General features: G+C 65.7%; 15 protein-coding genes. 8 read left to right on the forward strand and 7 right to left on the reverse strand.

Features of this window, described 5'->3' with window-relative positions:
• Window positions 1-11 precede the first annotated feature (11 nt).
• The 3 genes from CAG22_RS21385 to pedF form a co-directional block, all read right to left on the reverse strand.
• Complete coding sequence (locus CAG22_RS21385; protein ID WP_085588090.1) at window positions 12-779, reverse strand: quinoprotein dehydrogenase-associated SoxYZ-like carrier; 768 nt, start codon at window positions 777-779, stop codon at window positions 12-14.
• 178 nt (window positions 780-957) lie between these two features.
• Window positions 958-1,833: an ABC transporter substrate-binding protein gene (locus tag CAG22_RS21395; RefSeq protein ID WP_084785210.1), complete on the reverse strand. Its 876-nt coding sequence runs from the start codon at window positions 1,831-1,833 to the stop codon at window positions 958-960.
• A 5-nt stretch (window positions 1,834-1,838) separates the two neighbouring features.
• The gene (gene pedF, locus CAG22_RS21400; RefSeq protein WP_046613884.1) at window positions 1,839-2,300 is read right to left on the reverse strand and encodes a cytochrome c-550 PedF; all 462 of its coding nucleotides are present in this window, start codon (window positions 2,298-2,300) and stop codon (window positions 1,839-1,841) included.
• A gap of 254 nt (window positions 2,301-2,554) precedes the next feature.
• Between pedF and exaA the strand changes: the two genes are divergently transcribed.
• The gene (exaA, locus tag CAG22_RS21405; RefSeq protein WP_085588086.1) at window positions 2,555-4,450 is read left to right on the forward strand and encodes a quinoprotein ethanol dehydrogenase; all 1,896 of its coding nucleotides are present in this window, start codon (window positions 2,555-2,557) and stop codon (window positions 4,448-4,450) included.
• 178 nt (window positions 4,451-4,628) lie between these two features.
• Window positions 4,629-5,288, forward strand: a complete 660-nt coding sequence (locus tag CAG22_RS21410) for a pentapeptide repeat-containing protein (RefSeq protein ID WP_085706124.1) — start codon at window positions 4,629-4,631, stop codon at window positions 5,286-5,288.
• Between the two features lie 142 nt (window positions 5,289-5,430).
• Here CAG22_RS21410 and CAG22_RS21420 read toward each other — a convergent pair whose 3' ends face one another.
• Both CAG22_RS21420 and CAG22_RS21425 read right to left on the reverse strand, forming a co-directional pair.
• Window positions 5,431-6,069, reverse strand: a complete 639-nt coding sequence (locus tag CAG22_RS21420) for a response regulator transcription factor (RefSeq protein WP_075045529.1) — start codon at window positions 6,067-6,069, stop codon at window positions 5,431-5,433.
• Complete coding sequence (locus tag CAG22_RS21425) at window positions 6,069-7,343, reverse strand: histidine kinase (RefSeq protein WP_085706125.1); 1,275 nt, start codon at window positions 7,341-7,343, stop codon at window positions 6,069-6,071. Before CAG22_RS21425 ends, CAG22_RS21420 begins: the two co-directional genes overlap by 1 nt.
• Before the next feature lie 150 nt (window positions 7,344-7,493).
• Between CAG22_RS21425 and CAG22_RS21430 the strand changes: the two genes are divergently transcribed.
• From CAG22_RS21430 to CAG22_RS21460, 6 genes are all read left to right on the forward strand, one after another.
• Complete coding sequence (locus tag CAG22_RS21430) at window positions 7,494-8,687, forward strand: ABC transporter substrate-binding protein (protein WP_085706126.1); 1,194 nt, start codon at window positions 7,494-7,496, stop codon at window positions 8,685-8,687.
• 30 nt (window positions 8,688-8,717) lie between these two features.
• On the forward strand, window positions 8,718-9,707 hold the full coding sequence (locus CAG22_RS21435; RefSeq protein WP_085706127.1) for a YVTN family beta-propeller repeat protein: 990 nt from the start codon (window positions 8,718-8,720) through the stop codon (window positions 9,705-9,707).
• Complete coding sequence (locus tag CAG22_RS21440) at window positions 9,704-10,444, forward strand: ABC transporter ATP-binding protein (RefSeq protein WP_085706128.1); 741 nt, start codon at window positions 9,704-9,706, stop codon at window positions 10,442-10,444. The genes CAG22_RS21435 and CAG22_RS21440 overlap by 4 nt, the downstream gene beginning before the upstream one ends.
• Complete coding sequence (locus CAG22_RS21445) at window positions 10,441-11,232, forward strand: ABC transporter permease (protein WP_085706129.1); 792 nt, start codon at window positions 10,441-10,443, stop codon at window positions 11,230-11,232. Before CAG22_RS21440 ends, CAG22_RS21445 begins: the two co-directional genes overlap by 4 nt.
• Window positions 11,233-11,524: 292 nt before the next feature.
• A complete protein-coding gene (locus CAG22_RS21455) occupies window positions 11,525-12,085 on the forward strand; it encodes a PQQ-dependent catabolism-associated CXXCW motif protein (RefSeq protein ID WP_075045534.1) in 561 nt (186 codons plus the stop codon).
• A gap of 57 nt (window positions 12,086-12,142) precedes the next feature.
• Entirely contained in the window at window positions 12,143-12,808 is a 666-nt protein-coding gene (locus tag CAG22_RS21460) for a response regulator transcription factor (RefSeq protein WP_013972165.1), read from the forward strand.
• Window positions 12,809-12,964: 156 nt separating this feature from the next.
• Here the strand turns inward: CAG22_RS21460 and CAG22_RS21465 are convergent, their stop codons facing one another.
• Both CAG22_RS21465 and nosP read right to left on the reverse strand, forming a co-directional pair.
• Window positions 12,965-14,860: a NahK/ErcS family hybrid sensor histidine kinase/response regulator gene (locus CAG22_RS21465; RefSeq protein ID WP_085588075.1), complete on the reverse strand. Its 1,896-nt coding sequence runs from the start codon at window positions 14,858-14,860 to the stop codon at window positions 12,965-12,967.
• Entirely contained in the window at window positions 14,829-15,992 is a 1,164-nt protein-coding gene (gene nosP, locus CAG22_RS21470; RefSeq protein ID WP_025339567.1) for a nitric oxide-sensing protein NosP, read from the reverse strand. Before nosP ends, CAG22_RS21465 begins: the two co-directional genes overlap by 32 nt.
• Window positions 15,993-16,000: the final 8 nt, after the last annotated feature.

The raw sequence follows: 16,000 nt of genomic DNA on the forward strand, positions 1-16,000 counted from the left end.
CGGCAACGCGTTCAGGGCACTGCCGCCTCGAACTGGTTGCCGCTGTTGTCCTGCAACACCAACCGGGTCGGCCCAGGGCCCTGGATGTCGAAGCCCAGGTTGGGGTTTTCGCTAACCGCCGGGTACAGTTCCAGGCTGGCCAGGCGCTGGCCGTCCGCGCCTTGCAGCTCGGCATGGTTGAGGAAAAATTCGGGAATGCCGCTGACCAGGCCGTTGTCCATCGGGTGGGCCACCTGCAGGCGCAAGCGGCTGCTGTCGCCGCGCGGGTAGCGCCCGCCCAGGACTTCACCGAGGTGCTCCTCCCAGCCGGGCTGGGTACGTACCACACTGGGCGCGGTACAACCGCCGCCAGCGGCATCGATCAGGGCCGAGCCGACATGCCACAGGCCGTCGCGCGTCAGCACCGCAGCGCGCAGCGGTGTGGCCTGTTCGACGCGGATGCGGATCGACAACCAGGGCAGCACGCGCTCGCCAGGCTGGAAGTCGACAATGCGCGGCAGCGGGTTGAGTTCGGCCCAGGCGAGAATCCGCACCACCTCGCCGCTGAACGCCCGGGCGTCGATCTCCAGCGGCACCTGGCGGGCGTCCTCGGCAAACGGCGGCGCCAGCAGCTTGACCCGGTCATCGAACACGAATGCGGCCTGCCCCAGCAGCTGCTTGTGGTAGAAGTCCCACATCACCGACGGCACCGGGTCCTTGTGGTTACTCGGCTCGCTGGCCTGGGCCTGTGCGGCCCAGGGCATCCAGCAGGCCAGCAGCAAAGTTGCTCGCCAGTTCATCGCCCACTCCTTTTGATCAACGCAAACCTGGCTGACAGTGCACGGTCCTTGTGGGAGCGGGTTCACCCGCGAACACCGGCGAAGCCGGTGCCATATACCGCGTCGCATTCTTCGCGGGTGAACCCGCTCCCACAGGGGGATGTGTTGCTTTTACAAACTCACAAGCCTGCGAAGCTTGTTACTGATACATTTCCGGCACCTGGTAACGCAGGCCATAACTGGCATAAATCGCCTTCATCCGCCCATCACGAATCAACGCCTCAAGCGCCTCCTCCACCGCATAAGCCAGCTGCCGGTTGCTTTCATGCACCGCCATGCCGATCTCCCAGGCCTGCTTGCCAAGGTTCGGGTAGGCGTTTTCCGCCAGGGCCAGTTGCGGGTCGGCGGCCTGGTGCAGTTGCCAGTCAACTTCGCCGCGCATCGCCATCACCGCGTCCACCTGGCCGGCCTGCATGGCACCGAAGGCCTGCTGCACATTGGGGTAATGATGGGTCCTGGCGCTGAGCATGCCGTTGAACACGGAAGTCAGGTAGAACGACGGCACGCTGTCCACCTCGACCCCGATCGGGTGCTGCTGGAACACCGCGACACTGGCCACCGAGGCCAGGCGGCGGCGATCGTAGGCGACCTGCCAGCGCTCCTCCTGATAGGGGCCGAACATCACCACCTGGGCGTTTTCCAGCTCGCCCACCTCGTTGCGCCGCTGCGCGTAGGCATGGTCGTAAGGCACCCGCATCATCAGGTCGGCCAGCTGCTGGTGGCGCAGCGGGCTGCCACGCCAGATGTAGTCGCGCAGATCGTCGTCGAGCTTCTCCCCAGGTGGCGCCCAGATCAGCTGCAAACGCACCCCCAACGCCGTGGCCAGGGCCTGCGCCAGTTCCACGTCGACACCGCGCGGCTGGCCGTGGTCCTCGAAGCTGTAGGGCGCAAAGTCCTTGTACACCGCCACCTTCAGTTCACCAGCGGCGATGATCGCGTCGTAGCTGCGCACCTGCGCCTGCGCCGCCGCGCAACACAGCAGCAGGCCGCTCAACAGCACCGCCAACAGACGCATGGCCGTCACTCCTCGACGTGCACGCTGTCCAGATAGGTGCGCACCGCCCACAGGGCCTCCTGGCTCAGGTAGTCGGCCATTTTCGGCATGTACACCCGGCCGTCGCGGACCGCACCGTGGCGTACCCGCTCGACGAACCATTCATCCCCGGCCTCGCCGGCATCGAGCATGCGCAAATCCGGGGCGATGCCCCCGGACTTGGCCTCCAGGCCATGGCAGGCGGCGCAGTTCTGGTTGTAGGCCGAGGCACCGATTTCCACGGCTTTGTCGTGCTCGGGAGAGCTGCGGTACGGGTTGACCGCCGCCCAGCCATCGCCGTCCAGGGTTACGCCAGCGTCCTTGATCGGGGTCAGGCCCTGGGTTTCCACGGCCTGGGGCACCACATTGCCATGTGCCCAGGCCGTGCCGGTCAGCACTGCACTGGCAAGCAGCCCGGCAGCCAGCAAGACGTTGCGTTTTGTTGTCATTTTTATGCCCTCACGATTGCACGCAAGGCCTCAACCACAGAGGCCGTGTCGCCATCTTAGAAACAGCCCGCAAGCGGCCGAATGCTGCTTTGGTGGCCGCGCCTTACTCCCTTGGTAGTAGGGCTTGTGGCGAAGGGCCAAATGAGGTGCCCTGCGGGAACTATTCCCGGCAAGGGCGGGACATTTTCCGTATCCGGCGACGCCCGCCCCGTCCCACCCTGTGCAGGCCAAAACCTCCACTGGGAACTGCAACCATGACAACAAGAACGCTACCCGCCCTTTCCCCTCTGGCCCTGAGCGTGCGGGCCTTGCTGCTGGCCGGTAGCCTGGCCCTGAGCAACGCGGCCACAGCCGCCACCGCCCCAGCCGCACCTGCCGGCAAGAACGTGACCTGGGAAGACATCGCCAACGACCACCTGACCACCCAGGACGTGCTGCAGTACGGCATGGGCACCAACGCCCAGCGCTGGAGCCCGCTGGCCCAGGTCAATGACCAGAACGTGTTCAAGCTGACCCCGGCCTGGTCCTATTCCTTCGGTGACGAAAAGCAGCGCGGCCAGGAATCCCAGGCCATCGTCAGTGACGGCGTGGTCTACGTCACCGGCTCCTATTCGCGGGTGTTCGCCCTCGATGCGAAAACCGGCAAGCGCCTGTGGACCTACAACCACCGCCTGCCGGACAACATTCGCCCCTGCTGCGATGTGGTCAACCGTGGCGCGGCGATCTACGGCGACAAGATCTACTTCGGCACCCTCGACGCGCGGGTCATCGCCCTCGACAAGCGCACCGGCAAAGTGGTGTGGAACAAGAAGTTCGGCGACCACGCCGCCGGCTACACCATGACCGGCGCCCCGGTGCTGATCAAGGACAAGACCAGCGGCAAGGTACTGCTGATCCACGGCAGCTCCGGCGATGAGTTCGGCGTGGTCGGCCAACTGTTCGCCCGCGACCCGGACACCGGTGAAGAGGTGTGGATGCGGCCCTTCGTCGAGGGCCACATGGGCCGCCTGAACGGCAAGGACAGCACGCCGACCGGTGACGTCAAGGCACCGTCCTGGCCGGACGACCCCACCACCGAAACCGGCAAGGTCGAAGCCTGGAGCCACGGCGGCGGCGCGCCTTGGCAAAGCGCCAGCTTCGACCCCGAGACCAACACCATCATTGTCGGCGCCGGCAACCCCGGCCCCTGGAACACCTGGGCGCGCACCTCGAAGGACGGCAACCCGCATGACTACGACAGCCTGTATACCTCAGGGCAGGTCGGCGTCGACCCGAGCACCGGTGAGGTGAAGTGGTTCTACCAGCACACGCCCAACGATGCCTGGGATTTCTCCGGCAACAACGAACTGGTGCTGTTCGACTACAAGGGCAAGGACGGCAAGCTGGTCAAGGCCACCGGCCACGCCGACCGCAACGGTTTCTTCTACGTGGTGGACCGCAGCAACGGCAAACTGCAGAACGCCTTCCCCTTCGTCGACAACATCACCTGGGCCAGCCACATCGACCTCAAGACCGGGCGCCCGGTGGAAAACCCCGGGCAGCGCCCGGCCAAACCGCTGCCGGGAGAAACCAAGGGCAAGCCGGTGGAGGTCTCGCCACCCTTCCTTGGCGGCAAGAACTGGAACCCCATGGCCTACAGCCAGGACACCGGCCTGTTCTACATCCCTGGCAACCAGTGGAAGGAGGAGTACTGGACCGAGGAAGTGAACTACAAGAAGGGCTCCGCCTACCTGGGCATGGGCTTTCGCATCAAGCGCATGTATGACGACCACGTCGGCACCCTGCGCGCCATGGACCCGAGCACCGGCAAGCTGGTGTGGGAGCACAAGGAGCAGCTGCCGCTGTGGGCCGGCGTGCTGGCGACCAAGGGCAACCTGGTGTTCACCGGCACCGGCGACGGCTTCTTCAAGGCCTTCGACGCCAAGACGGGCAAGGAGCTTTGGAAGTTCCAGACCGGCAGCGGCATCGTCTCGCCGCCAATCACCTGGGAACAGGACGGCGAGCAGTACATCGGCGTGACCGTGGGCTACGGCGGTGCGGTGCCGCTGTGGGGCGGCGACATGGCCGAACTGACCAAGCCGGTGGCCCAGGGTGGTTCGTTCTGGGTGTTCAAGATCCCCAGCTGGGACAACAAGACTGCACAGCGTTGACTGCATGAGTTGACGCATCACTGGGGCTGCGATGCAGCCCATCGCCGGCAAGCCAGCTCCCACAGGTACAGCGCAGGTCTCAAGGGTTGCGCAGTTTCTGTGGGAGCTGGCTTGCCGGCGATGGGCCGCAAAGCGGCCCGAGGGTGCACACCCGACTTCACATTGAGAGCCTATCGCCATGAACTACCTGCCACTTGCCTTGCTGATCGTGCTGGCCCCTGCCATGGCCGAGAATGCCGACGACGCTGGCAACGATACCCCCCTGACCATCAACGGCTGCGTGATTGCCGAAGCCAGCCAGTGCCCGGGGGCCGACCTGCGGGGCGCCAACCTGGCCAACCAGGACCTGCGCAAGATGAACCTGGCCGGCGCCGACCTGCGCAATGCCGACCTGCGCCATGCCCGGCTGGACCTGGCCAACCTGGAAAAGGCCAGCCTGCAAGGCGCCAACCTGACCCGCGCCAGCCTGCAGCAGAGCAACCTGCGCCTGGCCGACCTGAGCCATGGCCGGCTCGTGGCCATTCAGGGCTGGGGCCTGTTTGCCCAGGGTGCGCAATTTGCCAAGGCCGACCTCAGCGCGGCCTACCTGCAGTTCGCCAGGTTGTCAGGGGCAAAGATGCAGCAGGCCAACCTGCGGGCGGCGGACCTGGAAATGGCCTGGCTGAGCAAGGCTGACCTGCAAGAGGCCGACCTTGGCGATGCCAACCTGCAGGAGGCCAAGTTTGGCCAGAGCAACCTGGCCCGCGCCGACTTGCGCGGGGCGCGGCAGCATTACGGGAATTTTCAGGAGGCCAACATGGAGGGGTGCAAGGGGTGCCCCGACACTTGGGACAAATGAGCGCTGCCATTTTTGCAACCACTCGGTTACCTGTGGGAGCGGGCGCGCCCGCGAAGCAGCCGACGCGGTGTCTGGCACCGGCTTCGCCGGTGTTCGCGGGCATGCCCGCTCCCACAGGGTCCGGGCCCGAACCATAAAGACCTCACCCCGCCACTCGCACCACCCCCAGATCAATCCCCAGATGCACCAGCTCGGCATGGGAACTGACCTGCAACTTGCTCTTGAGCAAGGTCAGGTGGTTGGACACGGTCTTGGCGCTGATGCACAGCTGCTCGGCAATCCCCCGCACCGGTGTGCCCTTGGCCAGCATCACGAAAATCTCCAGCTCACGCTGGGTCATGCGCTGCAAGCGCGGGTCGCTGGCATTCTGCTGTGAGGTGCAGGCCAGCTGGGTGGCCAGGGGCTGTTCGATATAGGCATGCCCGGCCAGCACCCGCTGCACCGCCTCGATCAGCACTTCGGGCGCCGAGTTCTTGGTCAGGTAGCCCGAGGCCCCGGCATCCAGAGCCTGGCGCACCAGCGGCAGTTCGTCATGCATGCTGAAGAACAGCACCCGCAATTGCGGCAGGCGCTGGCGCAGGCGCCGGGTGGTTTCCAGGCCGCTGATGCCAGGCAGGCCGAAGTCCATGATCACCAGGTTGGGCACCTGCTCCTGAACCCGGGCCAGCGCCTCTTCGCCACTGGCAGCCTCACGCACCTGTACTGTCGGCAGCACTGCCCGCAACAGGCTGGCATAGCCCTGGCGGACCACGGCGTGGTCATCGACCAACACGATATTCATCACACCTCCATGGGAATGTTCAGGTCCAGCGCCCAGCCGGCCCCCGGGCGGCTGAGGATGCGCAGTTCACCGCCCAGGCTGCGGGCGCGCTCGGCCATCGAGTGCAGGCCTACCCCGGGGCGCTGGGGCTGGCTGGCACCGCAACCGTTGTCGCGAACCAGCAGGCGCAAGCCCTTGGCGCTGCGTTGCAGGCGCACCCGCACCTGGCTGGCGCCGGCGTGCCGGGCGACGTTGGTCAATGCCTCCTGCAGCAAGCGATACAGATGCGTCCTGCTCGGCCCGGGCAGCGCCGGCAGCTGCTCGCCGACCCGCAGGCGGCAATCGATACCCTGGCTGGCCTGCCATTGGCTCACCAGCAGGCCAAAGGCTTCGGCCAGCGGCATGTGCTGCAGCGCCAGCGGGTACAGGTCGTGTACCAGGGCGCGGAAACCTTGCTGCAGGCGTTCGCAATCAAGCTCCAGGGTACGTGTCGTCTGCGCCACCACGGCGGGCTGGTCGGCGACCATGCGCAGCAGGCAGAGCTGGGCCCGAATACCCGCCAGGTATTGCCCGAGGTCGTCGTGCAGCGTCTGCGCCAGCTGGGTGCGCTCCTGCTCCTGCACCGCCAGCAGGGCCTGGGTGAGTTGGGTATTGTCGGCCCGGGCCTGCTGCAGAGACGCGGTCATGCGGTTGAAGTGCTCGGCCAGCTGGCGCGCCTCCGGCAGGCCGGCCTCGCGCAGGCGTGCGGTCAATTGCCCACCCGAGACCTGGCGCAAGGCCTGCAGCAGATCGTCCAGCAGGCCCATGCCCCGCCGCACCGCCCAGCGGATGGTCAACAAGCTCAGCAACAACGCCAGGCCGCACAGGACCAACAGCTGCTGCAGGGAGTCACGGACTTCGTCGATTTCATCCCGCGCATCCACGGCAATCATTACCCGGCGGCCGTCACCCAGCTCCAGCAGCCGGCTGCTGTCATGGCGCCGGCCAAGCAGTTGGCGACCCAGCCAGGCATCCAGGCCGGCCTCCTGCGGCAGCTGCGCGGCTTCATCCGCCGCCAGCCAGTGCACCCGCACATGGCGCAGGCTTTGCGTCAGCCGTGGTTGCAGGCTCTGCGGGGCGCGCTCGGCGGTGTCGCCGAGGTACGCCACCACGGCTTGCGCCGACTGCAACTCCCGCTCCACATCAGCCACCGCCTGGCGCAACAGCACCCCGGCACAGGCCAGCGTCACCAGCGCGAAGCAACAGGTGACCCAGAGGTTGATTCGCCACAGGGCCGACAGGTTGACAAGGCGCATGGGCAGTTCTCCTCTGGGGCTGCGGCTCATCGTAAAACCCGGGCCCGCGTGGTGAATTACTACCTTGGTACCGGCCGAGCGCTACTTTCTGCATATTTCCCCCTCCCGGCGGGCTTCCTATGCTGGCGCCATCTGCCGTGGAGTTGCCTTATGCGCCAGCCTGCCCACCTTGCCCTGACCTGCCTGCTGGCCCTGGCCGCGACGCTTTCTGCGAGCCCGGCGCCCGCGGCGCAGGCCCAGGCCGCAGAACCGTTGCAGGTGCGCATCGGCTACCTCGGCTATCGCCCCGATCCCGGCCCGCTGCTGTCCAACATCCTTCCCGAGCCCACCGATGCCGGGCTGCAGGGCGCCGAACTGGCGATTGTCGACAGCAACAGCAGCGGGCGTTTTCTCAAGCAGGAATTCCACCTGGCCAATGCCAGCGTCGACAGCCCCGAAGCCCTGCTGCAAGCCGCCAAGGCCCAGCATGACCAGGGCCTGCGGCTGTTCGTGGTGAATGCCCCCGCCGCCAGCCTGCGCGCGCTGTCTGCCGCCCTGCCCGACAGCCTGCTGTTCAACGCCGGCAGCCCGGACGACAGCCTGCGCAGCAGCCAGTGCCTGGGCAATGTGCTGCACAGCCTGCCCAGCCGCGCCATGCTGGCCGATGCCCTGGCGCAGTTCCTGGTACTGCGCAAATGGCAGCGAGCGCTGTTGATCGTCGGCCAGACCGACGACGACCGCGCCTACGCGGCGGCCCTGCGCCGGTCCATGAAGCGCTTTGGCATGCAGCTGGTGGCGGAGAAAGCCTGGACATTCGACAACGACCAGCGCCGCAGCGCCCAGGTCGACATGCCGCTGTTCACCCAAGCCGCCGAGTATGACGTGGTGCTGGTGGCCGACGAGCGCGGCGACTTCGGCGAGTACCTGCCCTACCAGACCTGGTACCCGCGCCCGGTGGCCGGCACCCAGGGCCTGACCCCCACCGGCTGGCACAAGACCGTGGAAACCTTCGGCGCGGCGCAGTTGCAAAAGCGCTTCGAAGCCCAGGCCGGGCGCTGGATGAACGACCGCGACTTCGCCGCCTGGATGGCCGTGCGCAGCGTCGCCAGCGCAGTGAGCAAACTGCGCCAGGCCGAGCCCCGCGCCCTGCAGCAACTGCTGCTCAGCGAGCAGTTGCCGCTGGACGGTTTCAAGGGCCGCAAGCTCAGCTACCGCCCGTGGAACGGCGAGCTGCGCCAGCCAATCCCGCTGGTGCAGCCGCGGGCCCTGGTCAGCACCTCGCCGCAGGAGGGCTTCCTGCACCCGTTCAACGAAATGGACAGCCTGGGCTACGACAAGCCCGAAGTGACCTGCGGCTACCCCTGACCCGATAACCACAACAAAAAGGATTTCGCCATGCGTCGCTCCCCGTTTCACCGGGCACTGCTTTACCCCAGCCTGCTGTCGGGCGCCCTGGTGCTTGCCGGCGGGCATGCCGTGGCCGCCACCGCCTGGGTGTCGAACGAGAAGGACAACAGCCTCAGCCTGATCGACATGCAGACCCTGCAAGTCACCGAGACCCTGCCGGTGGGCCAGCGCCCGCGCGGCCTGCTGCTGTCCCACGACAACACGCTGCTGTACATCTGCGCCAGCGATTCGGACCGGGTGCAAGTGATGGATGTGGCCACCCGCAAGATCATCAAGGAACTGCCCTCCGGCAAGGACCCCGAGCAGTTCGCCCTGCACCCCAACGACCGCTGGTTGTACGTGTCCAACGAGGACGACGCGCTGGTGACGGTAATCGATACCCAGACCGACAAGGTGCTCGGGCAGATCGACGTCGGCATCGAGCCCGAAGGCATGGCGGTGAGCCCGGATGGCAAGTGGGCGGTCAACACCAGCGAAACCACCAACATGCTGCACTGGATCGATACCAGCACCCAGACCCTGGCGGACAGCACCCCGGTGGACCAGCGGCCGCGCTTCGTCGAGTTCAGCCAGGACGGCTCGCGGCTGTGGGCCTCGGCAGAAATCGGCGGCACGGTGACCATCCTCGACGTGGCCAGCCGCCAGGTGCTGAAAACCCTCAACTTCCAGATCAAGGGCGTGCACCCGGACAAGGTCCAGCCGGTAGGCATCAAGCTCAGCGCCGATGGCAAGTACGCGTTCGTCGCCCTGGGCCCGGCCAACCATGTGGCGGTGGTCGATGCCAAGACCTACGAAGTACTCGACTACCTGCTGGTGGGCCGGCGGGTCTGGCAACTGGCGTTCACCCCGGACCAGAGCCAGTTGCTGGCCACCAACGGGGTCAGCGGCGACGTTTCGGTGATCGATGCAAAAAGCCTCAAGGTGCTCAAGTCGGTGAAGGTCGGCCGCTACCCCTGGGGCGTGGTGGTGACGCCATGAATACCCTCGAAGTCAGTGACGTGAGCTTTGCCTACGGCCAGCGCGAGGCGCTCAGGCAGGTCGGCTTCAGCCTGGCGCCCGGGCGTTTCGCCGCCTTGCTGGGCCCCAACGGCGCCGGCAAGTCGACCCTGATCGCCCTGCTCACCCGGTTGTACGACCTGCAGCATGGCGACATCCGCGTGTGCGGCTGCTCGCTGCGCAACGCCACACGCCCGGCCTTGCGCCAGCTGGGCGTGGTGTTCCAGCAAAGCACCCTGGACCTTGACTTGAGCGTGGAGCAGAACCTGCGCTACCACGCCTCGCTGCATGGCCTGTCGCGGCGCCAGGGCAATATTCGGGTCGATGCCGAACTGGCCCGCCAGGGCCTCGATGAACGGCGGCGTGAGCCGGTCCGGGCGCTGAACATCGGCCATCGACGCCGGGTGGAGATTGCCCGTGCGCTGCTGCATGAACCGCGTTTGCTGTTGCTCGACGAGGCCAGCGTCGGCCTCGACCCGGCCAGCCGCCTGGCGCTCAACCAGCACCTGCGGCTGCTGTGCCGCGAGCAGCGCCTCAGTGTGCTGTGGACCACCCATCTGCTGGACGAAGTGCAGCCCAGCGATGATCTGCTGATCCTGCATCAAGGGCGCCTGGTGGCCAGCGGCACGGCCGACGCCCTGAGCCTGGAGCACGGCGGTGACCTCGACCATGCCTTTGCCCGCCTGACCAGCACCCCCACAGGAGCCAATGCCCGATGAACGCTTACTGGCAGTGCTTCAACGGCATTCTCCTGCGCGAATGCCTGCGTTTCCTCCTGCAGCGCACCCGTTTTCTCAGCGCCCTGGTGCGCCCGCTGCTGTGGCTGCTGGTGTTCGCCGCCGGCTTTCGCGCGGCCCTGGGCATTGCGATCATCGAGCCCTACGACACCTACATCCCCTACGAGGTGTACATCATTCCGGGCCTTGCCTGCATGATCCTGCTGTTCAACGGCATGCAGGGCTCGCTGTCGATGGTCTATGACCGGGAGATGGGCAGCATGCGCGTGTTGCTGACCAGCCCGTTGCCGCGGCCCTTCCTGCTCGGCAGCAAGCTGCTGGCGACCTCGTTGATCTCCCTGCTGCAGGTGTACGCCTTTCTTGCCATTGCCTGGTTGTATGGCGTGCAGCCACCGGCTGCGGGCTTGTTGCTGGCGCTGCCGGCGTTATTGCTGGTGGCGCTGATGCTCAGCGCCCTGGGGCTGTTGCTGTCGAATGCGATTCGCCAGCTGGAGAACTTTGCCGGGGTGATGAACTTCGTGATATTCCCGCTGTTCTTCCTTTCCTCGGCGCTGTACCCGTTGTGGAAGATGCGCGAGGCCAGCCAGTGGCTGTACTGGCTGTGTGCAGTGAACCCGTTCACCCATGCCGTGGAGCTGGTGCGCTTTGCCTTGTATGAGCGCTTCAACCCGCTGGCGCTGGCGGTATGCCTGGGGCTGACCGTGCTGTTCACCCTGCTGGCGATCCTTACCTTCAACCCCCAGCATGCGGCGCTGCGCAAGCCGCGCTGATTGGCAGCTGTCTCCCTCCGGACCCTTCGCCGAACCCGTTGAAGGAACACGGTCCGTGTGGGAGCGGGTTCACCCGCGAAGAAGGCGACGCGGTGCATGGCACCGGCTTCGCCGGTGTTCGCGGGTAAACCCGCTCCCACAGGGATCGCGCATGCATTCAGATATTGGGCAGGATCAGGCCAGAGGCGCCCGGCTTTCTACTACTTTGGTACTGCCTTTGCTGTCTGATCGTCGCATTCACATTGCACCGCCACTGGCATGTAATGGGCCTATAACAAAAAGGACAAACCCCATGCCACGTGCCCTGCCCCGGCTGCCACGCCCATTGCTGGCGGCGCTTTCCCTGAGCCTGACGCTGGGCATTGCCCAGGCCGACACCACGCCGCTATTCTCCGCCGACGGCTATCGCACCACCCTCTACCGCAGCCCGACCCCACAACAGGTCGAGGGCGGCCAGGTCATCGACACTGCCACCCTGCAAGCCCTGCTGGGGCACACCCCAAGGCCGGTACTGATCGACGTCTACCGCCGCCAATGGCTGCAAGGCCGCTTCATCGAAGATGAACCCCACGCCAACATCCCCGGCAGCCGCTGGCTGGCCAACACCGGCGACGGCGAGCTGAGCCCGGCGTGGCACGATTACTTCGTGCGCAACCTGCAACAAGCCACCGCCGGGCGCACGGAGCAACCGCTGGTCTTTTACTGCCGCTCCGATTGCTGGTTAAGCTGGAACGCGGTAAAACGCGCGAAAGCCCTGGGCTATAAGAATCTGTATTGGTACCGCGACGGCCTGGACGCCTGGCAGCAGGCCAACCTGCCGCTGCAGCCGGCGCAGCCAGAGCCCTTCCCCTGAATTCATCGCCTGCAAACGCGTGCCCGCTCCATCCAATAAAAACGAGGTGAAAAGGCCATGTACAAAATTCTGATTGCCGACGATCACCCCCTGTTTCGCGAAGCCATCCACAACGTTATCAGCGATGGCTTCCAGGGCAGCGAAGTCATGGAAACTGCCGACCTGGACAGCGCCCTGGCGCTGACCCACGAGCACGACGACCTCGACCTGATCCTGCTCGACCTGAACATGCCCGGCATGCATGGCCTCAATGGCCTGATCACCCTGCGCAACGAGGCACCGACCACGCCGGTGGTGATCGTCTCCGCCGAGCAGGAAAAGCAGATCGTGCTGCAGGCCATCACTTATGGCGCGGTGGGTTTCATCACCAAGTCCTCGCCACGCTCACAGATGATCGAGGCGATCGAGCAGATCCTCAACGGCAATGTCTACCTGCCGCCCGACATCATCCGTGCCCAGAAAAGCAGCACCAGCCGGCGCCTGAACGATGCCCCGAGCTTCCCGCCGGAGATGCTCCAGGCCCTGACCCGCAAGCAGCTGCTGGTGCTCGAGCGCATGACCAAGGGCGAGTCGAACAAGCAGATCGCCTACACCCTGGATATCGCCGAGACCACGGTCAAGGCCCATGTTTCGGCGATCCTGCGCAAACTCAACGTGCACAACCGGGTGCAGGCCATCCTCAGTGCCGGTGATATCGATTTCGGTGATTACCTGCGGCGTTGATACCGCTATCTGGGGCCGCCTTGCGGCCCATCGCCGGCAAGCCAGCTCCCACAGGTACTGCGCAACTCTCGAGTCCTGCGCAGCACCTGTGGGAGCCGGCTTGCCGGCGATGGGCTGCGCAGCAGCCCCAATACCACTGACTGTCTGGCATCGCGGCTAGCCCTGGCTGCCCAGCAAATGGCTCATCGCCGCCTTCAGCTTCATCGGCCGCACCGGCTTGTGCATCAGGGTGTGGCCCAGCTCGCGGATCTGTTGCTTGAGCTCGTTGCTGTAGTTGGCGGTGATCATCATCGCCGGCAAGGGCTGGGCGCGGCGGGCATTGATCCGCGCCACGGCGTCGACGCCATTGCAGTCGTTGTCCAGGTGGTAGTCGGCGATCAGCAGGTCGGCCTCGGCATGGTAGTTGTCCACCTGGCGCGCCAGGTCCTCCTCCGACAACGCGGTGACCACCCGGCAACCCCACCCCTCCAGCAGGGTGCGCATGCCGGCGCAAATCGCCGCATCGTTATCCAGCACCCACACCCGCGCCCCGCGCAGGCGCTCGAGCATCGGCTCGCTGATCGCCAGGCTCGGCTGGGCCTTTGGCGCAGTGGCGCTCACCGGCACTTCGACCGCGAATACCGAGCCTTTGCCAAGCCATGACCGCACCCGAATCCGATGGCCGAGGATGCCGGCGATCTTTTCCACGATCGCCAGGCCCAGGCCCAAGCCACGGTCCTGGTCCGGGCGCTGCACATCGCCGCGCCTGAACTCCTGGAACATTTCTTCCAGGTGCTCTTCGGCGATACCGATCCCACTGTCCCATACCTCGATCCGCAAGCCGCCACGCTGGCGCCGGCAGCCCAGCACCACGCGGCCGCTGCGGGTGTAGCGAATGGCATTGCTGAGCAGGTTACGCAGGATCCGCGCCAGCAGCTGAATGTCACTGCGCACCACGGCGGAACAGCCCACGAAATGCAGCTCAAGCCCTTCGCTGCGCGCCACCTGGGCGTATTCGGCAGCGAGGTTGTCCATCAGTTCGCGCAGGGCGAACGGGGCGACATCGGCCTTGATCACGCCGGCATCGAGCTTGGAAATATCCACCAGGGTACCTAGCAGGTTCTCCACATCCTCCAGCGAGTTGCTGACATTACGCACCAGATGAGCACTGTTGTGCGGCTCGCGGTGTTCGAGCAAGGCACTGGTGAACAGCCGCGCCGCGTTCAGTGGCTGCAGCAGGTCATGGCTGACGGCGGCAAGGAACTTGGTTTTCGACAGGTTGGCCTGTTCGGCCTCGCGCTTGGCCTCGCGCAGGCGCGATTCCACCCGGCTGCGCTCCTCGATTTCGCGCAGCAGCTGTTCGTTGAGGCTGGTCAGCTCGGCAGTGCGCTCGCGTACCCGTTGCTCCAGGTGCTGATACGCCTGGTGCAGCGCCTGCGCGGTATTACGGCGCTCGGTGATGTCGCGGATCAACACGAAGATGCCCACCACTTCGCCATTGGCCAGGCGGTTCGGCACGTAGGAGCGCAGCATGTAGCGTTCCTGGCCGTTGATGTTGGTTTCGGCAAACTCGAAGGTTACGCTCTCCCCCGCCAGCGCCCGCGCCACGTAGGCCTCCAGGCGCTGGTAATGCTGCTCGCTGTGGGCTTCGCGCAGGCTCTGGCCCAGCATCACGCCGCGAGGCCAGCAGTACCATTCTTCATAGACCTTGTTGGTGAATTCGTAGACCAGGTCGGCATTCAGGTAGGCGATCAGCGCCGGCACATGGTCGGTGATCAGGCGAATCTGGTGCTGGTGTGCCGTCTCGGCCCGCTGCCGGGCCTCGCTGAGCAGGTGGTTGACGGCCTTGAGCTCGGCCATGGCCTGGTTCAGCGCTTCGGTGCGTTCGCGCACCTGCTCGGCCAGCACCACCGAATGCTGGAACGCGGCATAAGGGTCGTTGCCACGCGTGACGCCGGACTCGATACGCTCGATCAGTGCGCCGTTGATACGCTGCAGCTTGTGGTTCTGGTGCTGCAGCCGGGCGACCTCGGCCTGCAGTTCAGCGACCGACAGGAGGCCGGTTGCGGGCAATGGCGACCCCGGTGAAGGTCTGGTTGATGTGCATGCCATTGAACTGTTCTCCGTAGGTGTTGAAGCCGATCACCCGCTGCTCGCGCAGGAACGCGCCGATCGGCTCCAGGCCGTGCCGGGCTTCGAGCTCCAGCCGCCGCAGGAAGCAATCGCAACCGATGGTCAGCAGCAGCGGGCCGAGCCGCTGCTGCAAGCCGTCGAACAACTGGTGCAGGTTCGGCAACAGCGGGCCCGGGGTCATGGCGGTGAGCACGATGCCGTTCTCCACCGCGCAGTAGAAACTCAGGCTCAGGTCCGGGTGCACTTGCTGGATCGCCCGCACGTAATACTGGTCATGGATGCGCACGGCCAGCGGATGGGCGGCAAACACTTGATGATCGAGCTCGGCCACCGGCACGCCGATGTGCCGGGCGTATTCCTCGGCAGCAGGCTCGGCATTCAGTTCGAAGACCCGGCGCTGTGCACTGTCGGCACCGGTGACCACCAGCTTTTCCTGGCGCGGCAGGATGTGGTGGGTGGTGAACACTTCGAAGTCGAGCCAGGTATTGACCAGCACCACCACCGCCGCGCCGTGGTGGAACGCGCCGCCGAAATACACGTGGGTGCGGGTCAGGTAGTTGTCGTCGCCGGCCGACCCGCCGAAATGCGGGATATCGCCCAGGGCCGCACTGAGGGCGGCGAGCACCATCTCCTCGCGGCTGGACAGACCGTCGAGCAGGGTCAGGGCAAAGCTGTGGCCCTTGATCGGCGCCAGGGTATTGCTGCGGCAGGTGCCGACCAGGCGCTCGACCATCTGCTGGGCGTCGATCAGGCTGAAGCGCTCCATTTCGTCGATCAGCTCGGTGGCGATGGAAAAGTGCCGATGATCGAACCCGACTGCCGTTATGCAATTGCGGCCGTAGCCCAGTGGGGTAATTTCGCCGGCGCTGGTGCAACCGACCAGGCGGATGCCGCCAAAACCCTGCTCCAGGGCTTCGCCCAAGGCTTGCAGGTCGTATTCGGCGGAGCAGAAGAACAGCACGAAGCCCAGGTGCGGGTGCAGCAACTGCGCCGCCAGCTCCTGGGCTGCCTGCCGGGCGTCGGTTGCCTGGGACATGGCGCTGACCACACCGTCGTTGTGAGCCTGCTGCATCGTGGTCT

It is taken from the genome of Pseudomonas sp. B8(2017), assembly GCF_002113575.1.
Taxonomy (GTDB): domain Bacteria; phylum Pseudomonadota; class Gammaproteobacteria; order Pseudomonadales; family Pseudomonadaceae; genus Aquipseudomonas; species Aquipseudomonas putida_Z.